At 44.7% G+C, this 21,535-nt stretch carries 15 protein-coding genes; 9 read left to right on the plus strand and 6 right to left on the minus strand.

All coding sequences use genetic code 11. The annotated features are described in order from the left end of the window. Window positions 1–67: 67 nt before the first annotated feature. Window positions 68–1,498, minus strand: coding sequence for a DUF2867 domain-containing protein (locus A136_RS09520; RefSeq protein WP_017065397.1), 1,431 nt, complete (start codon window positions 1,496–1,498; stop codon window positions 68–70). Between the two features lie 98 nt (window positions 1,499–1,596). On the opposite strand from A136_RS09520, the gene A136_RS09525 reads away from it, so the two are divergent. The 5 genes from A136_RS09525 to nhaA all read left to right on the plus strand — a co-directional run bounded on the left by A136_RS09525 (window position 1,597) and on the right by nhaA (window position 8,778). Continuing rightward, window positions 1,597–2,970: an MATE family efflux transporter gene (locus A136_RS09525; protein WP_017060384.1), complete on the plus strand. Its 1,374-nt coding sequence runs from the start codon at window positions 1,597–1,599 to the stop codon at window positions 2,968–2,970. Between the two features lie 122 nt (window positions 2,971–3,092). Continuing rightward, window positions 3,093–3,764, plus strand: a complete 672-nt coding sequence (locus A136_RS09530) for an ABC transporter ATP-binding protein (RefSeq protein ID WP_017060385.1) — start codon at window positions 3,093–3,095, stop codon at window positions 3,762–3,764. Beyond that, the gene (locus A136_RS09535; RefSeq protein ID WP_017065398.1) at window positions 3,745–6,198 is read left to right on the plus strand and encodes an ABC transporter permease; all 2,454 of its coding nucleotides are present in this window, start codon (window positions 3,745–3,747) and stop codon (window positions 6,196–6,198) included. The genes A136_RS09530 and A136_RS09535 overlap by 20 nt, the downstream gene beginning before the upstream one ends. Next, the gene (locus A136_RS09540; RefSeq protein ID WP_029235304.1) at window positions 6,188–7,336 is read left to right on the plus strand and encodes a lipocalin-like domain-containing protein; all 1,149 of its coding nucleotides are present in this window, start codon (window positions 6,188–6,190) and stop codon (window positions 7,334–7,336) included. The genes A136_RS09535 and A136_RS09540 overlap by 11 nt, the downstream gene beginning before the upstream one ends. Window positions 7,337–7,611: 275 nt before the next feature. Further along, complete coding sequence (gene nhaA, locus A136_RS09545) at window positions 7,612–8,778, plus strand: Na+/H+ antiporter NhaA (RefSeq protein WP_017065400.1); 1,167 nt, start codon at window positions 7,612–7,614, stop codon at window positions 8,776–8,778. Between the two features lie 275 nt (window positions 8,779–9,053). Here the strand turns inward: nhaA and A136_RS09550 are convergent, their stop codons facing one another. Beyond that, on the minus strand, window positions 9,054–9,665 hold the full coding sequence (locus tag A136_RS09550) for an OmpA family protein (protein WP_017065401.1): 612 nt from the start codon (window positions 9,663–9,665) through the stop codon (window positions 9,054–9,056). Continuing rightward, a complete protein-coding gene (locus A136_RS09555; RefSeq protein WP_017065402.1) occupies window positions 9,665–10,972 on the minus strand; it encodes a TolC family outer membrane protein in 1,308 nt (435 codons plus the stop codon). The genes A136_RS09550 and A136_RS09555 overlap by 1 nt, the downstream gene beginning before the upstream one ends. A 755-nt stretch (window positions 10,973–11,727) precedes the next feature. Between A136_RS09555 and A136_RS09560 the strand changes: the two genes are divergently transcribed. The 3 genes from A136_RS09560 (at window position 11,728) to fabV (ending at window position 16,108) form a co-directional block, all read left to right on the plus strand. Then, entirely contained in the window at window positions 11,728–12,357 is a 630-nt protein-coding gene (locus A136_RS09560) for a TetR/AcrR family transcriptional regulator (RefSeq protein WP_017065403.1), read from the plus strand. Between the two features lie 55 nt (window positions 12,358–12,412). After that, window positions 12,413–14,695, plus strand: coding sequence for an acyl-CoA dehydrogenase (locus A136_RS09565; protein WP_017065404.1), 2,283 nt, complete (start codon window positions 12,413–12,415; stop codon window positions 14,693–14,695). Window positions 14,696–14,905: 210 nt separating this feature from the next. Beyond that, on the plus strand, window positions 14,906–16,108 hold the full coding sequence (gene fabV, locus A136_RS09570; RefSeq protein ID WP_017065406.1) for an enoyl-ACP reductase FabV: 1,203 nt from the start codon (window positions 14,906–14,908) through the stop codon (window positions 16,106–16,108). Window positions 16,109–16,414: 306 nt separating this feature from the next. Here the strand turns inward: fabV and A136_RS09575 are convergent, their stop codons facing one another. Together A136_RS09575 and A136_RS09580 are read right to left on the minus strand one after the other, a co-directional pair. After that, a complete protein-coding gene (locus A136_RS09575; protein WP_017060395.1) occupies window positions 16,415–18,097 on the minus strand; it encodes an aspartate:alanine antiporter in 1,683 nt (560 codons plus the stop codon). Window positions 18,098–18,346: 249 nt separating this feature from the next. Next, the gene (locus A136_RS09580; RefSeq protein WP_009847069.1) at window positions 18,347–18,610 is read right to left on the minus strand and encodes a GrxA family glutaredoxin; all 264 of its coding nucleotides are present in this window, start codon (window positions 18,608–18,610) and stop codon (window positions 18,347–18,349) included. A 406-nt stretch (window positions 18,611–19,016) separates the two neighbouring features. Between A136_RS09580 and A136_RS09585 the strand changes: the two genes are divergently transcribed. Further along, window positions 19,017–20,309, plus strand: a complete 1,293-nt coding sequence (locus A136_RS09585) for an iron-containing alcohol dehydrogenase (protein ID WP_017060396.1) — start codon at window positions 19,017–19,019, stop codon at window positions 20,307–20,309. A 124-nt stretch (window positions 20,310–20,433) separates the two neighbouring features. On the opposite strand, the gene A136_RS09590 is transcribed toward A136_RS09585, so the two are convergent. After that, the gene (locus A136_RS09590; RefSeq protein WP_004734686.1) at window positions 20,434–21,288 is read right to left on the minus strand and encodes a MurR/RpiR family transcriptional regulator; all 855 of its coding nucleotides are present in this window, start codon (window positions 21,286–21,288) and stop codon (window positions 20,434–20,436) included. Window positions 21,289–21,535: the final 247 nt, after the last annotated feature.

A 21,535-nucleotide genomic window follows, 5' to 3' on the forward strand; every position in this document is an offset into this window, starting at 1 on the left:
CATAGCGCGTGTCGCTAATTTGCTTTTAATCTTTTCGCATCTCGTCACTCGAATCCCGCATCTGCTTTTAATCCTGTTCTTTAGCCTGCTTCTCAATTGCCTTCACCATGCCTTTAAAAATAAACAGGTGGGCTGGCATCATAGCAAACCAATACAGTAACCCTAGAAAGCCTTTAGGGTGCCACCACGCTGAAATGTTCAGCTCGCGAGAGTCACCGTGGTCAGAGACGGTAATCTCGAGTCGCCCTAAACCGGGGCCTTTCATACCGAAAAGCAGGGATAAAAACTGATTCTCTTCACAGCGAATGACCTTCCATGAATCGATTTTGTCACCGACTTTTAGGTTGGGCCCTTCTGGCATTTGTCGAACCGGTACACCGCCACCGAAAAGAACATCCAACCATTCGCGTGTGCGCCATAAAGTGTTAGCAAAGAAGTAACCTTGCTTCGGGCTTCCGATTTGCTGAGCAACATGCCAAAGCGATTCCAATGAAGCGCTTGAGGTGATACTTGCGCCTGTTTTCTTCGGGTAATAGCCATACCCAGCTTGCCAGCGTTTGAATGCGGTTTTATCAAAGCCCCATACATTGCTTTTGACAAAGTTTCCTTCAGCGTGAATGGCTTGTTCAACCATATTTTCGAACGAGATAAGCTTCTGAGGGTACTTTTCTCTAATGATGGTCGAACTGGCGATGAAGTCGTGCTTTAAGCCTGCAAGTAGTGCTCTACCTATGTTAGACGGTACAGAAGTCACCACACCTAACCAATATGAAGCAATCTTTGGTGTCAGTAGCGATGTCGCCCATAGTTTGAGTGGACGATCGGCGGTTTTAGCAATATGAGCAAATTGGTTTCGGTAAGAGACAATATCCGGCCCGCCAACCTCAAAGGTTTGGCTTTCGCTAGGCGTGTCTTGTGCGAGTTTTAGTAAATAGTGGTTCAGGTTCTGCAAAGCAATCGGGTTGGCTTTAGAGTCAACCCATTTTGGCGCAATCATAATCGGCAAGTTGTACACGAAATCTCGCATGATCTCGAATGCCGCAGATCCTGGGCCAATGATCACGCCAGCTTGAAGTTCGGTAACGGGTACAGGCCCTTTACGAAGCAATTCGCCGGTTTTCTTTCTCGCTTGAAGGTGCTCTGAATCACCAGTCTGAGGCTGTAAAGAACTCAGGTAGATGACGTGTTGATTCTTTGGCCCAAGAGCAGAAACAAAGTTACGGGCTAAGTTCAGCTCATAATCGATAAAGTCGTGGCCTTCCGCCATGCCATGGACGAGAAAGAAGATAAGATCAAAGTCGGGGACTAAGGCTTGTGTCGCAGCTTGATCGGCCAGATCAAGATACTCAAGCGATAAGCTTTCGTGAGGCTCGGTCCGTGCCTTTAAATAGTCGATATGCCTTGCTGCTGCCGTGACTTGATAGCCTTGCTCAAGCAGGAGAGGGAGGAGTTGCGAACCAACATATCCAGAAGCGCCTAAAACCAGTACTTTCTTCATTGTTACTCCATTTATATCTGTGGTTAAAAACCGAACATTGATATAATAGCGCGATATTTATCTTTATTCATCAATACGTTCCGTTTAGGTATCTCTCTATGTTGCTCTCTTCAATTATTCATCACACACGAGGTGATTTTGTTCGCAGGCTTATTGCGATTGCACTGCCCATCACCTTGCAGAGCATTATGTTTTCAAGCCGAGGCTTGGTGGATGTATTGATGTTGGGCCAACTTGGCGAAGCAGACATCGCAGCTGTGGGGGTGGCGAGCCGAGCGATGTTCGTGACGACCATTATGCTGGTGGGTGTTACCACGGGCGGTGCTCTTCTTACTGCTCAATATTGGGGCGCGGGTAACAGACAAGGTGTGAGAGAAAGCACTGCGCTGACGTGGCTGGTGTCGACACTGTTTGCTTTACTGACTATCGCGTTTTTCGTTTCATTTCCTGCACAAATCATGGGCGTGACGACCGACTCTCAAGAGGTCATCAACTTAGGCGTTGAATACATCGTAATTACGTCATTTAGCATGCTAGCGGTATCGTGTGTCAGCAGTATGGCTGTGGGTTTGAGAGCGATGCACAAACCCGGGCTAAGTACATTTTTCAGCGGTATCGGCATCCTGTCTAACGTGTTCTTAAACTGGGTGCTGATCTTCGGTAACTTAGGCTTTCCTGCGCTTGGAATCAAAGGTGCGGCGATTGCGACGGTACTGAGTGGCGCGATTGAAGTCGCGACTTTGTTTGGTTATCTCTATTTCTCTAAGCATTTATTAGCATTTAAGTTTTGCGATATTAAAGCGGCAGCTTCGATTGATAAGGTGGTTCGCTTCTTGAAGCTGTCTCTGCCGACCACGTTTAACTTCTTAGCATGGGCGGGTGGTTTGTTTGCTTACCACGCGATCATGGGGCAATCGGGCGTTCAAGGTCTGGCTGCGCTATCGGTCATGACGCCGGTTGAATCTATCTCATTGAGTTTATTGATTGGCCTTTCGAATGCGGCAGCTGTTTTGGTGGGTAATCAACTTGGTGCGAAAAACAATGAAGCGGTTTACTATCAAGCGCTTGGCTTAACAATTTTGTGTTTCTTAACTAGTATTGTTGTAGCCGTTTTTCTCTATTTCGTTCAAACGCCAATACTTAATGCCTTTAGCGCACTGACGGAAGAAACCAGAGCCCTCTCAGAGAAGTTCATTCTGATCCTCTGTGTGGGTATTGTCATTCGCTCGGTGCCATTGACTGTGATCGTTGGGGTGTTGAGAGCGGGTGGTGATGTGAAGTTCTGCCTCTATCAAGATTTGATTGCTCAGTGGGTGATCGGTATCCCATTGGCAGCCATCGCGGCTATCTATTTTAAGTTTCCACCTGAGTGGGTATATCTGCTTTTCCTAACGGAAGAAGTCCTCAAGTGGGGCGGGTCGCTCTATCGCATGAAAACAAGAAAATGGATTAAAAACTTGATAGGAAGTTGAAGTAGGGCGCACCAATCGCATCACTTTATCGTTGGCGTGTGATCTATCTTTCAAAATACTTCCTCCTAACAGGGAATTAGTGTAGATTCTCCTTCCAAATTCTAACTAATGCGAGCTGTTTAATGTTAAAGCTGTCAGACCTATGTAAAGGCTATGTCGATGGGGGGGAGTTTCACCCTGTTTTGCAAGGTGCTGAATTAACATTAAACCAAGGTGACCAGCTGGCATTAATGGGAGAAAGCGGTTCAGGTAAAAGTACTTTACTGAATCTTATCGCGGGCTTAGACCTAGCGGACTCAGGTGAAATCGCTTTTCCTCACTTCAATATGCACGACTCAACCGAGCGTGACCGCACCGCTTATCGCAGAAACAACATTGGCCATATTTTTCAGCAATTCAACTTACTGCCAACGTTAAATATTGCCGATAACATCCGTTTTTGCCGCCAGTTAAAAGGCTTACCTGAAGACAAAGGTCTCTGGAGACAGATTCTCTCTGCTTTAGATCTTATGCCTTTACTTGGCCGTTACCCTGAAGAAGCGTCTGGTGGCCAACAACAACGTGCGGCCATTGCGCGTGCGCTGTATATGGAACCAAAAATATTGCTGGCCGATGAGCCGACCGGTAGTTTAGATGAGCGTAATGCAGAAGCGGTAATGCGTTTGCTGACCTCTTTGGCTCGTCAATTAGAATGTACGTTGCTGTTGGTAACACACAGTGAAAAAGTAGCTCTGCATATGGATGGTAGGATCCGTCTACAAGGAGGACAACTGCATGTTATGGCCCGTAGTTAAGGCACTACTCGGTCACTATCGACGTTACCCACTGCAGATTATTTTGGTATGGCTTGGTTTAACCCTCGGCGTATCACTTTTGGTTGGTGTTACTGCTATCAACCAACACGCCAAGCAAAGCTATGCGCATGGCGAAAAACTCTTTTCGAATCCTCTTCCTTACCGTATTCGACCAAAACACAACGCCAATAAAATCCCGCAAGGCTTTTATATCCAACTTCGCCGTGAAGGTTTTCAACAGTGTTCTCCTCTTGATCACCATCGTATCACTGATGAAAATGGCGCAAACTTCATGGTTGTCGGTATAGATCCTGTTTCTATGCTTCAGCTACAACCTGGTATAGCGTTAAAAGATCTCACCGCTTTGAACCTCATGAAGCCACCATATCCAATCCTTGTCAGTGATGATCTTGCTGAACACATGGAATGGCACAACGGTGATTACATCCCTTTGATGGATGGTTCTGAACTTGGTCCTGTGGTTGTTGATCAAAATAATATGATTAATGGTACAAGGTTGATTGCGGATATCTCCTTGCTCCGAATGCTTAAACGCAGTGCCGGGCTTTCAGTGATTGCTTGTTCAGACATGCCCACTGAGAAGTTTGAACGTCTTAAAAATATGTTACCTAATGGTTTGACGATCTCTCGTAGCTCTAAGGCAGAGCTTGAGTCGCTGACCAGTGCGTTCCACTTAAACCTAAAAGCGATGGGTATGCTGTCGTTTGTGGTTGGTTTATTTATTTTCTATCAAGCGATGTCGTTGTCATTTATTCAGCGCCAACCGTTAGTCGGAATCTTAAGACAAACAGGTGTATCGGGCTGGCAATTGGCTAAAGCGCTTTGCTTAGAATTGTTGATATTGGTCGTACTGAGCTGGATCTGCGGTAATGTATTCGGTGTCATGTTAGCCAACCAATTGTTACCAGCGGTATCTTCAAGCTTAGGCGACTTATACGACGCCAACGTTGGCTTAACGATCGACTGGAATTGGCGATGGAGCGGCTACAGCTTATTGATGGCGTTACTTGGTGCGTTTTTAGCGTGCGCTTGGCCATTGGTGCGTTTGCTTAGATCACAACCGATTCGTTTGACCTCTCGCTTATCTTTGATGCGCTTTGCGGGTACAGAGTTTACTTGGCAAGCATTGATTGGCTGTGGCTTCTTGGTTGCCGCTGTCGCCGTGTATCAAGCCCCTCAGACTCAAGAGACGGGTTTTGCGATTATCGCGCTAATGCTGATCAGTGTGGCGCTATTTACCCCGTTTTTGATGTGGAAGTTATTTAACAGCCTCTCTTATTCGTTGCGCTGGGTTCGTGCTCGCTGGTTCTTTGCTGATGCAGCTTCCAGTATGAGCTACCGTGGCGTGGCGACGATGGCGTTTATGTTAGCCTTAACAGCCAATATTGGTGTAGAAACCATGGTCGGTAGCTTTAGAGATACCACTGATAAATGGCTAACACAGCGTTTGGCTGCCGATCTGTATATCTACCCAACCAACAATGCCGCTGCTCGTATGAGTAATTGGTTATCCGACCAACCTGAAGTGGATTCGGTTTGGTGGCGTTGGGAGAAAGATGTGGCGTCTCCAGTTGGTAGCATTCAGGTGATCAGTACGGGTCCTTCTGAAGGTGAGCTAGAAGCGCTGACGATCAAATTAGGTATTCCGAATTACTGGTATCACTTACATCACTCTAAAGGTGTGTTGATCAGTGAATCGATGTCTCTCAAGCTGGGGATTCGCCCTGGCGACTACATTGACCTCTATGACAGTCTCGGCTCTGGTTGGCAGGTTGTCGGTGTTTATTACGATTATGGTAACCCTTACCATCAAGTCATGATGTCGCATCGAAACTGGCTGTATGGGTTTGCAGGGCGGGGTAATGTCGGACTTGGCGTAATACTCAAAGACGATGTGAATTCATTAGGGCTTCGCAGTCGATTGGAAAGCGTATTTAGACTTGGTTCTGAGCGTGTTTTCGATAACAACAATATTCACAGTCAAGCAATGCGGGTGTTCGATAGGACGTTCGCGATTGCAGATACACTAGGTAACATCACCTTGGTTATCGCCGTCTTCGGTATCTTCTTCGCGACGGTTGCGGGAGAAGTGTCTCGCCAAAGGCATATTTCCTTGCAGCGCTGTTTGGGTGTCTCGGCGAAAGAACTGATCCTGACAGGTAGTTTGCAGTTGTTTGTGTTTGGGCTTATTTCCTCCTTAATTGCGATTCCGCTCGGATTAGCGCTAGCGAGCCTAATTGTTGATATCGTGATAAAGCAGTCTTTTGGGTGGTCACTTGAGTTACAAGTGATTCCTTGGGACTATTTGCAGACATTTGCATGGGCCATGGCAGCATTGATGCTAGCTGGTGCTTTACCAGTGATGAGAATGATTCGGAACACTCCGATGAAGTCACTGAGGGATGCGCTTTAGTATGTTTTTACGGAATACCTCAAATAAGTTAAGACAACGAATCCTGTCTTCTCTGCTATTAATCAGTTTCTTCGGCATCTTTTTAAGTGTTTGGGGTTATTACTCCTATTTCATCGATCCTGGTGAAAAGGGCGTGAATGAAGTTAACTCAATATTGGTTAATGAACACTTCAATGTGTTCGAACCTGTTTTGCCAGACCGTAATGTTTCGCTACCACACGATTTTAAGTTCCACCCAGAGTTTCAGCACGAGTGGTGGCATTACTTTGCATCTTTGAAAGGTGATGATGGTAAAGACTATTCGGTCCAGTGGAGCTTTTTCCGTATCGCAACGGACGAACGTGAAACACCAGGGTGGCAAAGCCCTCAAGTCTATATCTCAAATGTAGTGGTCTCTTCTAAGTCCAAAGTATGGAAAGAACAGCGCATGGCTCGTGGCGGCATTGGCCAAGCGGGAATGACTAATCGTCCATTCAGGCTTTGGATTGATAACTGGAACTGGCGTGCACTCGGCAACACCCCATTCCCAGGACGCCTTCAAGTGCAAACAGATACGTTTGGACTTGAACTCGACACCATTGCAAAAGGGCCCTATGTGCTCAACGGCGATAACGGTTATCAGAAAAAGCACGACTTATTACCTGTCGCGTCTTATAACTTCAGCGCTCCATTTTTATCGTTGAGTGGTGTGTTGAACCTAGACGGCGTTACCAAGGAAGTGGAAGGAACTGCGTGGGTACATAAAGAGTGGGGCAGTGGCTTACTTGGAGTGGGCCAACAAGGTTGGGATTGGTTTGTATTTAACCTCGATGACGGCACAGCGCTGAGCATTAACCGCTATCGTCATAACCAACAGTTGCCTTACATATTCGGGACATTAGCAACGCGCTCAGGCAAAGTTTACCAATTAACGGAATCCGACATTTCCATTCAACCATTGCAAAATACAACGTTGATGAATGGAAGACGGATGCCTTTGCAGTGGATCATTAACGTCCCTAAGCATGATATCAACCTCACAACGCGTATTATACGCAGGGATATGTGGCTTCCATTTGTCATACCATATTGGGAAGGGCCGATTAAGGCGAGCGGGAGTCATGAAGCGACAGGCTTTATGCAGTTAACTGGCTACTAAAAAACACCTAAGGCTATAATTTGATAGCCTTTTTTTATGCCTGCGCCTTTTAGCGTCCCCCAATGAATTGTGCATACAGGTTCGATGATCTCATCTATACTTAATTCATGGTGCATAACAACATTATGGAATATACGACGTATTGTTTAGTATTTGTAGGAAAAACCGAAGTTAAACATCCGAAGAAGTGATTATCTATCAATTAAACTTGGATATAAACTCGTGGTTATTCTTTGTTATTCGTTTATTTAAATAATAAATATAAGGGCGAAATCATGACCGACGTCATCCGTGACTTCTTTAAAATGGAATCTGCTGGCGGCATCATACTAGTCATCGCTGCGGCGATCGCAATGTTTGTAGCAAACTCACCACTGAACGAAATGTACCAAGGTGTACTTCACAGTTACGTTCTTGGTATGTCTGTGTCTCACTGGATTAACGATGGCTTAATGGCTGTCTTCTTCCTTCTAATCGGCTTAGAAGTTAAGCGCGAACTTTTAGAAGGCGCATTAAAGTCTAAAGAGACAGCAATCTTCCCAGCTATCGCAGCTGTGGGTGGTATGTTAGCTCCTGCACTTATTTACGTGCTATTTAACTCAAGTAACCCTGAAGCGCTTCAAGGTTGGGCTATCCCAGCAGCGACTGATATCGCATTCGCATTGGGTATCATGGCTCTTCTTGGTAACCGTGTACCGGTAAGCTTGAAGGTATTCCTGCTAGCACTGGCAATTATCGATGACCTAGGTGTTGTTGTTATCATTGCTCTGTTCTACTCAGGCGACCTATCAACACTTGCACTTACAGTTGGCTTCATCGCGACTGGTGTGTTGTTCATGCTAAACAACAAGCATGTGACTAAGCTGAGTGTTTATCTCATTGTTGGTGCAATTCTGTGGTTCGCAGTATTGAAGTCTGGTGTTCACGCAACATTGGCAGGTGTAGTAATTGGTTTTGCTATCCCACTGAAAGGTAATAAAGGGGAGCGTTCTCCGCTGAAACACTTAGAGCATGCTCTGCACCCATACGTCGCTTTTGCAATCTTGCCAGTCTTTGCTTTTGCAAACGCAGGTATTTCATTGGAAGGTATCTCGATCTCAAGCCTAACAGGTATGCTACCGCTTGGTATCGCTATGGGTCTATTGATTGGTAAGCCTCTTGGTATCTTTGCATTCAGCTGGGGTGCGGTGAAATTGGGTGTTGCTAAGCTCCCTGAAGGTGTGAACTTTATGAACATCTTCGCAGTATCTGTCCTGTGTGGTATTGGTTTTACAATGTCTATCTTTATTTCATCACTAGCATTTGGCCCAACGAATGTAGAGTTTGACACACTAGCTCGACTAGGCATCCTGATGGGATCTACAACAGCTGCAATTCTAGGTTACTTCCTGCTAAGCGTTTCTTTACCGAAAACAGCAAAGCAACAAGAAGTAAAACTATAATCAGCGGTAGGCTCGTTTAACGGCGAGCCTATTCACTGATTAACAAGCTAACTTCTGAGTAGCAAGACGAGTCACAGAATCATCCTCCCCGATTCATGTGACAGCAAAGAACAAAAAAGCCGTGATAGGGTTTCCTATCTCGGCTTTATTGATCCTAACTGCTAGTATTTTTAGTTTGGTTAGTTATTGATGATCTAAAACTCCTAGATTCAACTCATTATTTTGATCGGCATGAATTGCGGATCGTTTTGGATGACCAGAGTGACAGTGTCATGTTATTTTTCTAGCGTGGTAAATATGGTCCACTCCTCGACGATCTGCTCATTCAGCCCGACAACCGTTGCTGTTACTCGACGGTTCAGTGCATGAGAAGTAGCATCGTCGCCATCGCTTTCTAGGCGCTCTTCACCATAGCCGACAATTCGCACTCGCTCTGGTTCGATACCATTCGACAGTAACTCGTCTTGAACATTGTTTGCTCGTTTTTTTGATAGGTCTAAGTTGTACTCGTTAGAACCCACTTTACTCGCATAGCCTTGTATTTCAATCGAGGCACTTTGGTAGGTTTCAAGAAACTCTGCCATCGTGCTGATCTGGTCTGAGAAGATCGGGTTCACTTCAAATGAGTCATGAGCAAAGAGTATTTTTAGTTGTCTGACTTCTTCCGCAAGAATCGTTTCTCCACAACCATCATTGTCGACTTGTGATGTCTCAGGCGTACCTGGACAGATATCACGAGCGTTCACCACACCATCTCTATCATCGTCTTGCAGGTCTGCAATCTGTTCTGCTTCAGGTGTCTCGATATAAGCCTCTTCCTGCTGGTTTGAACAGGCAAATAAAGTCATCGTTAACACGGGAAGTAATAAGTAAGGTATTTTCATCATTAATACTCCACTGCCGTTGTCCACTCGTCTGGAATGTCGACCAGTAGAGCGTTCAATAGAGAGCCTGTCGCGTTCATTACACGGTATTTAGCGTACTGTTCAGAGTAATGCGCATCTAAGTAATCTTTGCGGGCTTCAAACAATTCGTTTTCAGTGTTAAGCAGATCCAGTAGCGTACGTTTACCGATTCGATATTGTTTCTCATAAGCGATAACGGTTTCTGACGCCGAATCCACGTGATCAGACAAGAAGTTCTTTTGTTGCAACGTCAGATCCAATGCACTCCAAGAGAGGCGAAGGCCTTCTTCAACTTGTCGATAAGCACGATCTCTTAGATCTTTTGCTTTATTGAGTTGGTAAGCTGCAGCTTCTGAATTAGCACTATCGGTACCACCGTTGTAGAGGTTGTATCGCATTCTCAACATTGCCAAAGTCTCTTGGCTCGAACCTTCATCGCCTCCCGCATCATCACGCCATGACTGAGATGCTTCAATAGAGAAGGTAGGGTAGTTCACGCCCTTTGATTGTTTGTATTGGAAGTGGGCTGAATCGACATCTGCGTTTGCAACTTTGATCACTGGGTGTTGGTCTAATGCATCGACAATGGCGTCCGTTAACGACAAAGGAATTTTAGAAATATCGGCTCTTGGGTAAATTAAGCCTAGGGGTTCTTGACCCACCACTCGTCTAAACTGGGTGTGGGTGTCGATCAAATTATTCTGTGCGGCCAACAGATTACCATGAGCCTTCGCAATCCTAGCTTCTACCTGCGATACATCAGCTGTCGAACCTATGCCTGAATTCGCTCGTTTCTTTATGTCTTTATAGATTTTCTTGTGTATAGAAAGATTACTTTCTGACAGTGCCAGCACTTCAGTGGCTTTCACTGCATCTAGATAGATTTGTGTTACCTCCAGCGCTTTGTCTTCGGCATCCGCGATCAATTGCAAACGTACCGACTCGGCTTCTGCGGCGGTACGATCAATGTCGTTCAGCGTAGCGGAACCATCCCACAGCAATTGAGTGAGGGAAATCGTCGCTTCCTTTCTTGTGAGATCGGTATCAGGACCGTTATTTGGTGCAGGGTTTATGCCTTCGTAACCAATACCAGCATCAATGTCGATACTCGGCCTATAAGCACCACCTGCGGCATCGTTTCGTTTTTGTACACTCACAAACTCATTAAAAATACTTTTTATCTCAGGATTGGTAGCCAAGGTAATGGCAACAGCCTGTTCTAAAGTCTGAGCAGAGAGTGGGGTTGCAATAGCTAAGCAACAGATGATGGGTAATTTAAACAGTCTCAAAGTAGGTCTCCTTCTACTTTTAAAAGCTCCCGCCTCCTCCCAACTAGCGTTTAACTACTTAATTGAGAAGGGTATTAAACGAAGCTTAGGACATCTGCTAGAAATTGCTAAGTTTGTTGGCTTTATTTCGAATGTAAGTCTCTATCGCTATTGATTAATTTACCAGTTGTGACAGGTGGCAAGCTTCGAGTAGATGTGTTGAAAATAAATGCAAGGCTAGAATTCGGCTTGGGCAGAGATTGGTAAACGTTGGTTAGGAGGTTGTTTGAAATACGTATCTCAGTGATAGCAATGTGCCAAGCGTGGTAGTTCGATTTTTAGTAAAAAATGACAATATAAAAAGAATCGATCGCGCTGTTTAGTTTGTAGTTGTAGCTGTGAAGAAGGGTAAGTAAGGTTTCACCCTAAACAACAAACAAAAAAAAGCCCAAACCAACGTGGTTTGGGCGGATACAAGTATAGGAGTTAATAAGGAAAATGCAGTAATTAAGAAAGCAGTGAGAAGAACAAGTTTGACGGCCTGTTAAACTTCTAAATACGCTGTTTTCTACCTAATTTAGGACTCTCCATTTCCATTTCAGTTCCAAGAAAATTCATTATTTTTTTCTTTTTTTATAAACACACAGCGATTCAATCGTTTAGTGCTGAGTTTTATTAACTGGTACGACCAATTTGTGAAAATGTGATGTTGCTTGCTTGTTAAATAAATGTACTAAGCGTATATTTCAAACAGTTGTTTAATACGAGTGATTGAAATGGCACCAAGAAGTACAACCAAAGACAAAATCTTAGATGTGGCTGAAGGCTTATTTGCTGAGCACGGTTTTAATGACACCTCTTTACGTACGATTACGAGTAAAGCGAATGTCAACTTAGCTTCAGTGAACTATCACTTTGGCGATAAGAAGACTCTGGTTCGTGCGGTACTCAATCGTTACTTAGAAGCATTTATGCCAGCACTGCAAGATGCATTAGTGAACTTAAACTTGAACGAAACGTATTCTATGAGTGACGTGTTTGAGTCGTTGAGACAGCCACTAAGAGCACTTAATGATGTTAGGCCAAATGGTACAAGCCGATTCATGTTACTTATCGGCAGAGGCTATACGGATGTGCAAGGACACTTGCGTTGGTTCATTACTACTCGCTACAGCGAAGTACTTTCTTTGTTTACGACATCTGTAATGAAGGCGAATCCGAACCTCACTCAAGAACAGTTATTTTGGCGATTACACTTCACCCTAGGGACTTGTGTATTCACCATGGCATCAAGTCAGGCTCTGGTAGAAATTGCAGAGAATGACTATGACAGAAAGATAGATGCTAAGGCAGTGGTCGATATTCTTATTCCATATTTAGCCGCAGGCATGTCAGCAGAAGAATAAAACAATAAAAAGCGAAACATTCACAACCAATATAGTGAACAAAAGGATCTGAACTATGAGCTCTCTAAGACAAAAATGGGTAAGTGACCCAGCTTTTAAACTCTTTAAAAAAGTACTACCACCACTATCTAGCACCGAGAAAGAAGCGATGGAAGCGGGTAGCGTGTGGTGGGACGGAGAGCTGTTTTCTGGTAAACCAGATTTCACTAAGCTGCATCAATACCCAAAACCTCAGCTGACATCAGAAGAGCAATCATTCATGGATAATGAGCTTGAAACCTTGCTCGCTATGCTTGATGACCACCAAATTGTAAAAGAAGATCGAGACCTTCCTGAAGAGGTGTGGAACTTCTTACGCAAAGAGCGTTTCTTTTCGCTAATTATTGCGAAAGAGTATGGCGGTCGTGAATTCTCAGCACACGCTAACTCAACTATCGTAACTAAGATTGCGACTCGCAGTATCAGTACTGCGGTTTCAGTAATGGTTCCAAACTCTCTTGGTCCTGGTGAGCTGCTGTCTCACTACGGCACTCAAGACCAAAAAGACTACTGGCTACCTCGTCTTGCTGACGGTACAGATATCCCATGTTTCGCACTAACAGGCCCAGAAGCGGGTTCTGATGCGGGTGGTATCCCTGATGTCGGTACTGTGTGCATGGGCATGCACGAAGGTAAAGAGACGCTAGGTATCAAGCTTAACTGGAACAAACGCTACATTACACTAGCACCAGTGGCGACGGTACTTGGTCTGGCTTTCAAACTGCACGATCCAGAAAAGCTACTGGGTGACAAAGAAGACATTGGCATCACTTGTGCGCTAATCCCGGCTGACCACGAAGGTGTTGTGATTGGTGAGCGTCATGACCCACTTGGTCTTGCGTTTATGAATGGTCCAACACGCGGTCACGATGTATTTATTCCTATGGAATGGTTAATCGGTGGTGCCGATTACGCAGGTAAAGGCTGGCGTATGCTGGTGGAATGTCTGTCTGCAGGTCGTGGTATCTCATTACCCGCACTTGGCACGGCGATGGGCCACCTAACGGCGAAAACGACCGGCGCATACGCTTATGTTCGTAAGCAGTTCGGTATGTCGATTGGTAAGTTTGAAGGAGTTGCAGAGAGTTTAGGTCGTATTGGTGGCTTAACGTATCTACTAGAAGCGACTCGTACACTAACAACTACTTCACTCGATATGAAAGAGAAGCCGGGTATCGTTACGGCTATCGCGAAATATCACATGACAGAAATGGCGCGTACTATCCTGAATGATTCAATGGATATCCACTCTGGTCGTGCAATTCAAGATGGTCCAATGAACTACTTAGCTGCGCCTTACCTAGGTATTCCAGTTGCTATCACAGTAGAAGGTGCGAACATCTTAACTCGCAACCTGATGATCTTCGGTCAAGGTGCGACACGTTGTCACCCATACGTGCTAAGCGAAATGGAAGCGGCAGCAAACCCAGATGAGAAGCAAGGTGCGAAGGATTTCGATAACTTGTTGTTCAAGCATATCTCTCACGCAACTAAGAACACGTTTGGTGCGTTCGGTGCGGCATTGACAGGCTCTAAGTTCATTAAAGCGGATATGAGCGGTCCAACGAAGCCTTACTACCAAGACTTAACTCGCTTGAGCCGTGCGCTTGCAGTGAGTGCGGATTTCGCAATGCTTACACTAGGTGGCGAACTGAAACGTAAAGAGCTTATCTCTGCACGTCTAGGTGATGGTCTAAGTTACCTATACATGGCGTCTGCAGCGCTTAAGAAGTATGAAGATGAAGGTCGTCAACAAGCTGACCTAGACTACGTACACTACGCGGTTCAACACTGTTTCCATAACGCGGCTAAATCGCTACAAGAAGCGTACAGAAACTTCCCGAACAAGATGGTAGGTAAAGTACTTAAAGGTCTAGTTTTCCCTGTCGGTAACCACTTTGAAAAACCAAGTGATAATCTAACGGTACAACTGGCAGAAAGCTTGATGACTCCGGGTGCACACCGTGAACGTCTAACTCACCTTTGCTACATAGGCAAAGAAGAAGAGGATAGTGTTGGCCTAATGGAGAATGCGTTCAATGCGATGTACAGCATCAAGCCTCTCGAACGTAAGATGTTCAAAGCAGTGAAAGAGGGCAAAGTGGCTCGTAAAGGTCTATTGCAAGATAAACTTGCTCAAGCACTGGCGGCAGATGTTCTTACTCAAGACGAAGTTGACCAAATCATTGCAGCAGACAAACTTCGCTACGCAGCGATTCAAGTTGACCACTTCAGTCATGATTACAGTGAAACTTTGACGCGAAAAGAGTTAAAACCTAAGCTAAATAGCGTTGCTTAGATAAAGAAATGACAAAAGGCACCTTATTAGGTGCCTTTTTTTGTTTTTGTCGTAGAAGTTGCAATAGAGGCGTTAACAAATGGTGACTTAGTCAGCAAATATTCACTGAGTGCTCCAACCACTTGCATTTTCGCCACATTTTTACAGAAATTAGATGCCATTTGCGTACGAAACTTTTATCCTTAACCTGATTTTTTAAGGAAGTTGAATATGATCATCAAACCTCGAATTCGCGGATTCATCTGTACTACAACACATCCAGTCGGTTGTGAAGCTAATGTAAAAGAACAAATTGCTTACACAAAAGCTCAAGGCCCAATCGCAAACGCACCTAAACGTGTACTAGTTGTTGGCTCTTCAAGTGGCTACGGCTTGTCTTCACGTATTGCGGCTGCATTTGGTGGCGGCGCTTCAACTATCGGTGTTTTCTTTGAGAAAGCCGGTACTGAGAAAAAGCCTGGCACAGCTGGTTTCTACAACTCAGCAGCGTTCGACAAGTTTGCTAAAGAAGAAGGCCTATATTCAAAAAGCCTGAACGGCGATGCTTTCTCTAACGAGGCGAAACAGAAAACAATTGACCTGATCAAAGAAGATCTAGGCCAAATCGATATGGTTGTATACTCACTGGCGTCTCCAGTGCGTAAAATGCCAGAGACTGGCGAAGTAATTCGTTCATCTCTAAAGCCTATCGGTGAAACGTACACGTCAACTGCGGTTGATACGAACAAAGACACAATCATCGAAGCAAGCGTAGAGCCTGCAACTGAAGAAGAGATCAAAGACACTGTTACTGTAATGGGCGGTGAAGATTGGGAACTTTGGATCAATGCTCTTTCTGAAGCTGGTGTTCTAGCGGACGGTTGTAAGACGGTTGCTTACAGCTACATCGGTACTGAACTAACGTGGCCAATCTACTGGGATGGCGCACTAGGTAAAGCTAAGATGGATCTAGACCGTGCAGCGACAGCGCTGAACGAGAAGCTAGGCCAAACTGGCGGTACTGCAAACGTTGCTGTTCTTAAGTCTGTAGTGACTCAAGCAAGTTCTGCAATCCCTGTAATGCCTCTTTACATCGCTATGGTGTTCAAGAAGATGCGTGAAGAAGGTATTCACGAAGGTTGTATGGAACAGATCTTCCGTATGTTCAGCCAACGTCTATACAAAGAAGACGGCAGCGCGCCAGAAGTGGATGAAGTGAACCGTCTACGTCTAGATGACCTTGAGCTTCGCGAAGACATTCAAGATCACTGTCGTAACCTATGGCCTCAAATCACAACTGAGAACCTAAAAGAACTGACTGACTACGTAGAGTACAAAGAAGAGTTCTTGAAGCTATTTGGTTTCGGTGTTGAAGGTGTTGATTACGAAGCTGACGTTAACCCAGCTGTTGAATTTGATGTAGCTGACATCTAATTCAAGTTATCGAATCTAAACGAAATAGGCGCTCATTGAGCGCCTATTTTTTTGTCTGCTATTTGGTTCAAGAGATTAAGAGCAGATATGGGATTCGAGTGGCGGGATGCGAAGAGATTTAAGAGCGGATACGGCTACCGCGATTCGAAGGGGGACAAGAGTAGAAATAAGGGATGAAGAGAGTTAAGAGCAGGAGTGGGGAAGAAGGCTTGAACCGCTTAAAACAGGTTATAAAAAATGCACTAACCCAAAGTGAATTAGTGCATTCGAAATATCTAAGCTTGGCTGCTTTTAATGCAGCAGATGCTAGCTAATTATGATGATGAAAGTACCTGCTAAGGTCATCAATATATTGGCTATCGCATAAGTACCCGCATAACCCAGAGCCGGAATCGTTGAGCGAGCGTGGTCATTTACGATGTCCATCGCTGGAGCGCAAGTTCGCGCGCCAATGATTGCACCGAACAACAAAGCTCGGTTCATCTTCAATACGTAAGCGCCAACCAAGTAAGCGAAGAATACTGGCAGCACACTCACTACTAGGGCAATACCTATTACCTGTGGGCCAACTTGGGTTAAGTGCTCAAATATCTTACCACCGGCGCTCAAGCCGATACCGACCATAAAGAACATCAAACCGAGGTCTTTGACCATGTTCAGAGCACCTTGAGGCACATAACCGAAAGTAGGGTGGTTCGCTCGTAGGAAACCAAGCATGATGCCCGATAGAAGCAGGCCAACCGCGTTACCTAGCCCAAACGATACCTGACCGAATGTCATGGTGATCAAACCAAACAAAATACCCAAAATGAAGAAGCTACAGAAGGCCATCAAATCCGCCATTTGGCTGTGGATTGAGATGAAACCAATTTTCTCAGCTAGGCCGTGCACTCGACTCTTTTCACCACTCACCTGTAGGACGTCACCTTTAGAAAGCACGATGTTTAAGTCCATCGGCATTTCAATCTGAGCACGTACTACGCGGTTAAGGAAACAGCCGTATTCAGACAGGTTTAAGTCTGATAGGCGCTTACCTGCGATACTGTCACTCTTAACGACGATCTCTTCTTCTACGATACGCAGATCGAGAAGGTTACGGTCGAAAACTTCTTTACCGTTACGGAAGCTTGGGTCTAGACGAGCGTGGCTATCTGGGAAACCAACCAATGCGATCTCATCGCCTTCTTGCAGAATTGCATCACCATCTGGATGGGCAAGAATACCATTACGTCGAATACGCTCGATGTAACAGCCTGTTTGGCGATAGATGCCCAGTTCACGCAGATTCTTACCGTCAGTCCAAGAGATGAGCTCTGGTCCCACTCGATAAGCACGAATAATGGGCAAGTAAACCTTACGCTGACCTGAAGCGCCTAACCCACGTTCTTGGGCGATTTGCTCTGCCGAGTCGTGTAGGTTCACTTTTTGAAGTTTTGGAATCAAGCGAGCAAACATAATCATACTGATTAAGCCAACCAAGTAAGCCATCGCGTAACCGACTGAAAGGTTTTCGATAATCAGGCTCAAGTCCATGTTTCTTGGTAATTCTGCAAGCCCGGAATTCAGAGCATCTTGAGCACCTACCAATATCGGCGTTGCTGTTAAGGCACCTGCCATCATGCCTGCAGATAAACCAAAGCCTAGGCCAAGGTAATGACTACTGAAATAGGTTAGGGCAATTGCGGTAGAAAGTACCACAAGGCTCAGAATGAGGTAGTGCTTACCGTCTCTGAAGAAGATACCGAAGAAGTTTGGTCCAGCTTCAATGCCAACACAGTAGATGAACAGCATGAAACCAATGGTGAGCGCATCTGCGTTAAAAGAAAAGCCAAGATGTCCCATGATAAGGGAAGTAATCAAAACACCGATTGAATTACCAAGTTGGAGGCTACCGAAACGAATTTTACCAATGGCTAATCCAATCGATAAAACAACAAAGATGAGGAGAATGGGGTTTTGTTCTAACAGAAAAACAACGTCGATATTCACGGTGGTCGCTCAATAATTGGCGTGGAACACAGGGTAAGTTTGAGAGGTGAATTGTATCTAAATATAAATAAATTATAAGCAATATTTTGTTAATTTACTTGATTTTGACCTTATTCTTATTCCGTATGAAAACTGGTCATAAAAAAGCCCGCTACAGTGAGCGGGCTTTCTATAAATCGTACAGTCTAACGCCTAAATGGGTCACCTGTTTAAGGCTTTAGTCTTGATTCTCGTTTGAGAAATCCTAGCTTAGTCGAAAAGACCTAGGTTTTCTTTTGCGTATGCTTCAAATTCTGTGCAGCCGCCGATGTGGTCTTGGTCGATGAAGATTTGTGGAACTGTATCGACAGGTTTACCAACAGTCTTCTCTAGATCAGCTTTGCTGATACCTTCAGCGTGGATGTCAACGTAACGGTAGTTGAAGTCATCGCGTTTAGCTTTAAGAGTTTCAGCATGCTCTTTTGCACGAACACAGAATGGGCAAGCAGGGCGACCAAAAATAACTACAAACATTTAATTTCTCCTAAATACGGGATGAGGCTCGTTAACTCGATTATGTTAACTATTCTTTAGTGAATGCCACTCAAAATTTCATAAAACCAACTATGCCTCAATGCCATGGGGAAATAAAGATGGAATTACCTCTTAATACAATAGGTTTTGTCTATCAGAGCAAATAATGGTCACAAAAAGGATCCATGCTGATTTCTGATGGGTATTCAGATTGATTACCCTTAATTTAAGAGTGTGAATTACCCCTAAGAATACGACATTAATCCATCTTTAATGCGACAAGTTGCACCTCGTCAAAAAAAGCGCATACAGAACGAGGCATCTTAATACTGATGCACTATATAAAGGCTAAATTCCAATAACCAAGAGTTCGCAGTTTTGTTCGGTCATAGGCGCAGGAGGCACCATGTTTCAATTTATGACATCTACAAAGATCATCTTTGGTGATGGAGCACTTTCCGCTTCATTGTCTCTCTTTAATCAATATGGCTACAGCGTGCTATTGGTTACAGGCAATACATTAGAGCGCACTTCAATTGTTACTGACTATCTTGATGCGCAGAGTATGCGTTATCAGCACATTGCCGTTTCCGGTGAACCTAATATCAAAATGGTTGAAGAGGCGGCTATTTCTGCTCGTCGATTTAAGCCAGATATGGTTGTCGCCATGGGGGGCGGTAGCGCCATCGATATGGGCAAAGCGTTGGCTGCGGTTTTACCTAATCAAGGCAATTTATATGACTATGTTGAAGTGGTCGGGCGTAATGTTCCTCTTAAAACCAAACCACTTCCGTTTATCGCAATTCCAACCACAGCGAGTACCGGCGCCGAGGTCACTAAAAACGCGGTGCTGAAATCAGGCCAAGACCAAGTAAAAATCAGCCTGAGAAGCCCAGACATGCTGGCCGACGTTGCGATTGTCGACCCAACCCTAACTCATGGAACCAATCTATATCTATCTGGGCGAGGTGCGATGGATGCCTTTACTCATCTAATGGAAGCCTACGTGTGTGGTGAACCGAATCCGTTAACCGATATGATTTGTGAAGAAGGGCTGCGTAAGTTGAGTGGTTCTGTGGTTAAAGCGTGTGTTTATGATGAGCCTCAAGCGCGTTCTGATCTTGCTTTCGCTTCTATGCTCGGTGGTATGGCGATAACTAATGCCAAGCTTGGCGCAGCCCATGGTTTAGCCTCCGCACTAGGAGGTAAGATTTCTGCGCCTCATAGTGTGATTACCGCGCGTTTAGCGCCGTTTGTGATGTTGGAGAACATAGCCGTTGCAAAAGAGCAGCAAAGAAGCGACATCCTAGCGCGTTATCAGCGAATCGCTCAGATAGTAACAGGTAACGTAGAAGCAATAGAAGAGGAGGCAATTTCTTGGTTATCGGAAGTGCTTGATACGCTTAAGTTACCCAACTTGTTGGAATTTGGTGTCTGTGAAGCCCAGTTTGATGAGGTGTCTGCCGACGCGCTCAAATCAGTGGCGATTAAAGGAAACCCTTTGCCGCTTAACCAAGAGAGGCTCGTGCATATTTTGAAGCAAGTATGCGAGAAGTGCAGTTGTAGAGAAGGGCATCATGAGGGAGCTTCAATGAATCAAATTGGGCAAGAGCCAGCTGTCGAGTCGAGCTTTACCATTATCAATTCTTATGCGTCCGAAAACAGCGTGGTTGAGAAGGGCAATAGTTGGACTATCTAACGGTCTTAAACTTGTTCGTTGTATAAGTCATTTTATACAGACAAATAAAAACGGAGCTCTAGGCTCCGTTTTTTTAATTCAACTTGTTCTCTGGTCATCTGTTTTCAGTTCATGACTAAGCAGATTAGAACTGAGAGTACTTCTCGTAACGTGAATCACGAAGTGACTCTTTGACGCGCTTTAGGTTCTCTCTGAAACCAGAACCACGACGTAGCGTAAAGCCTGTCGCTAGCACATCGATAACCGTCATCTGAACAACGCGACTTGCCATTGGCATGTAAACGTCAGTGTCTTCTGGAACATCCAGAGAAATAGACAACGAGCTCGCTTTATCCAGTGGAGAATCTTTTGCTGTGATAGCAATAACTGTCGCACCGTTTTCACGCGCTAAGTTTGCAATCTCAACTTGGCTTTTAGTGCGGCCAGTATGAGAGATAAGAACAATAACGTCGTTATCACTGCAGTTAATGCAGCTCATTCGTTGCATCACGATGTCTTCGAAACATGTGATTGGGATATTAAAACGAATAAACTTGTTTTGAGCATCTTTGGCGACAGCAGAAGAGGCACCCAGTCCGAAGAACGAAATGCGTTTTGCTTGAGTCAGCAAGTCAACAGCACGGTTTACTTGCATCGCGTCTAGACTGTTTTTAGCAACGTCTAGACAAGCCATAGTTGATTCGAAAATCTTATGCGTATAAGCATCTGGACCATCATCTTCTTCAACATTACGGTTCACGTAAGGTGTACCGTTTGCCAAGCTTTGAGCTAGGTGAAGTTTGAAGTCAGGGAAGCCCTTTGTGTCTAATCGACGACAGAAGCGGTTAACTGTAGGCTCACTCACGTCAGCCATTTTAGCTAAGGTAGCAATGCTAGAATGAATTGCAGTTTGAGGGGAAGCCATAATTACTTCGGCTACCTTGCGCTCAGACTTGCTGAAATTTTCCAGGTTTTTTTGTATTTTTTCTAATGTATTCATAGTGTTCACAAGGGTATAGAGAACAACTTGCTAGTTAATATCTTTTACCAGAGGGTATGGCTGAAGCAAATATCAGTAAACACAAAGCCGATGTATATTCGGTTTCGTAAATACTGCTGCGTCAAATAGATATCAAGCTAACTAGCACCATAGAGTCAGTATAAACCCAACATACTATTTACTAATACAAAAACAGGGCATGAATGCTTAAGAATATGACAAACCTCAACAAAATTTTAGAAAACTA

This window comes from Vibrio crassostreae 9ZC13, from assembly GCF_000272045.2.
Classification (GTDB): Bacteria; Pseudomonadota; Gammaproteobacteria; order Enterobacterales; family Vibrionaceae; genus Vibrio; species Vibrio crassostreae_C.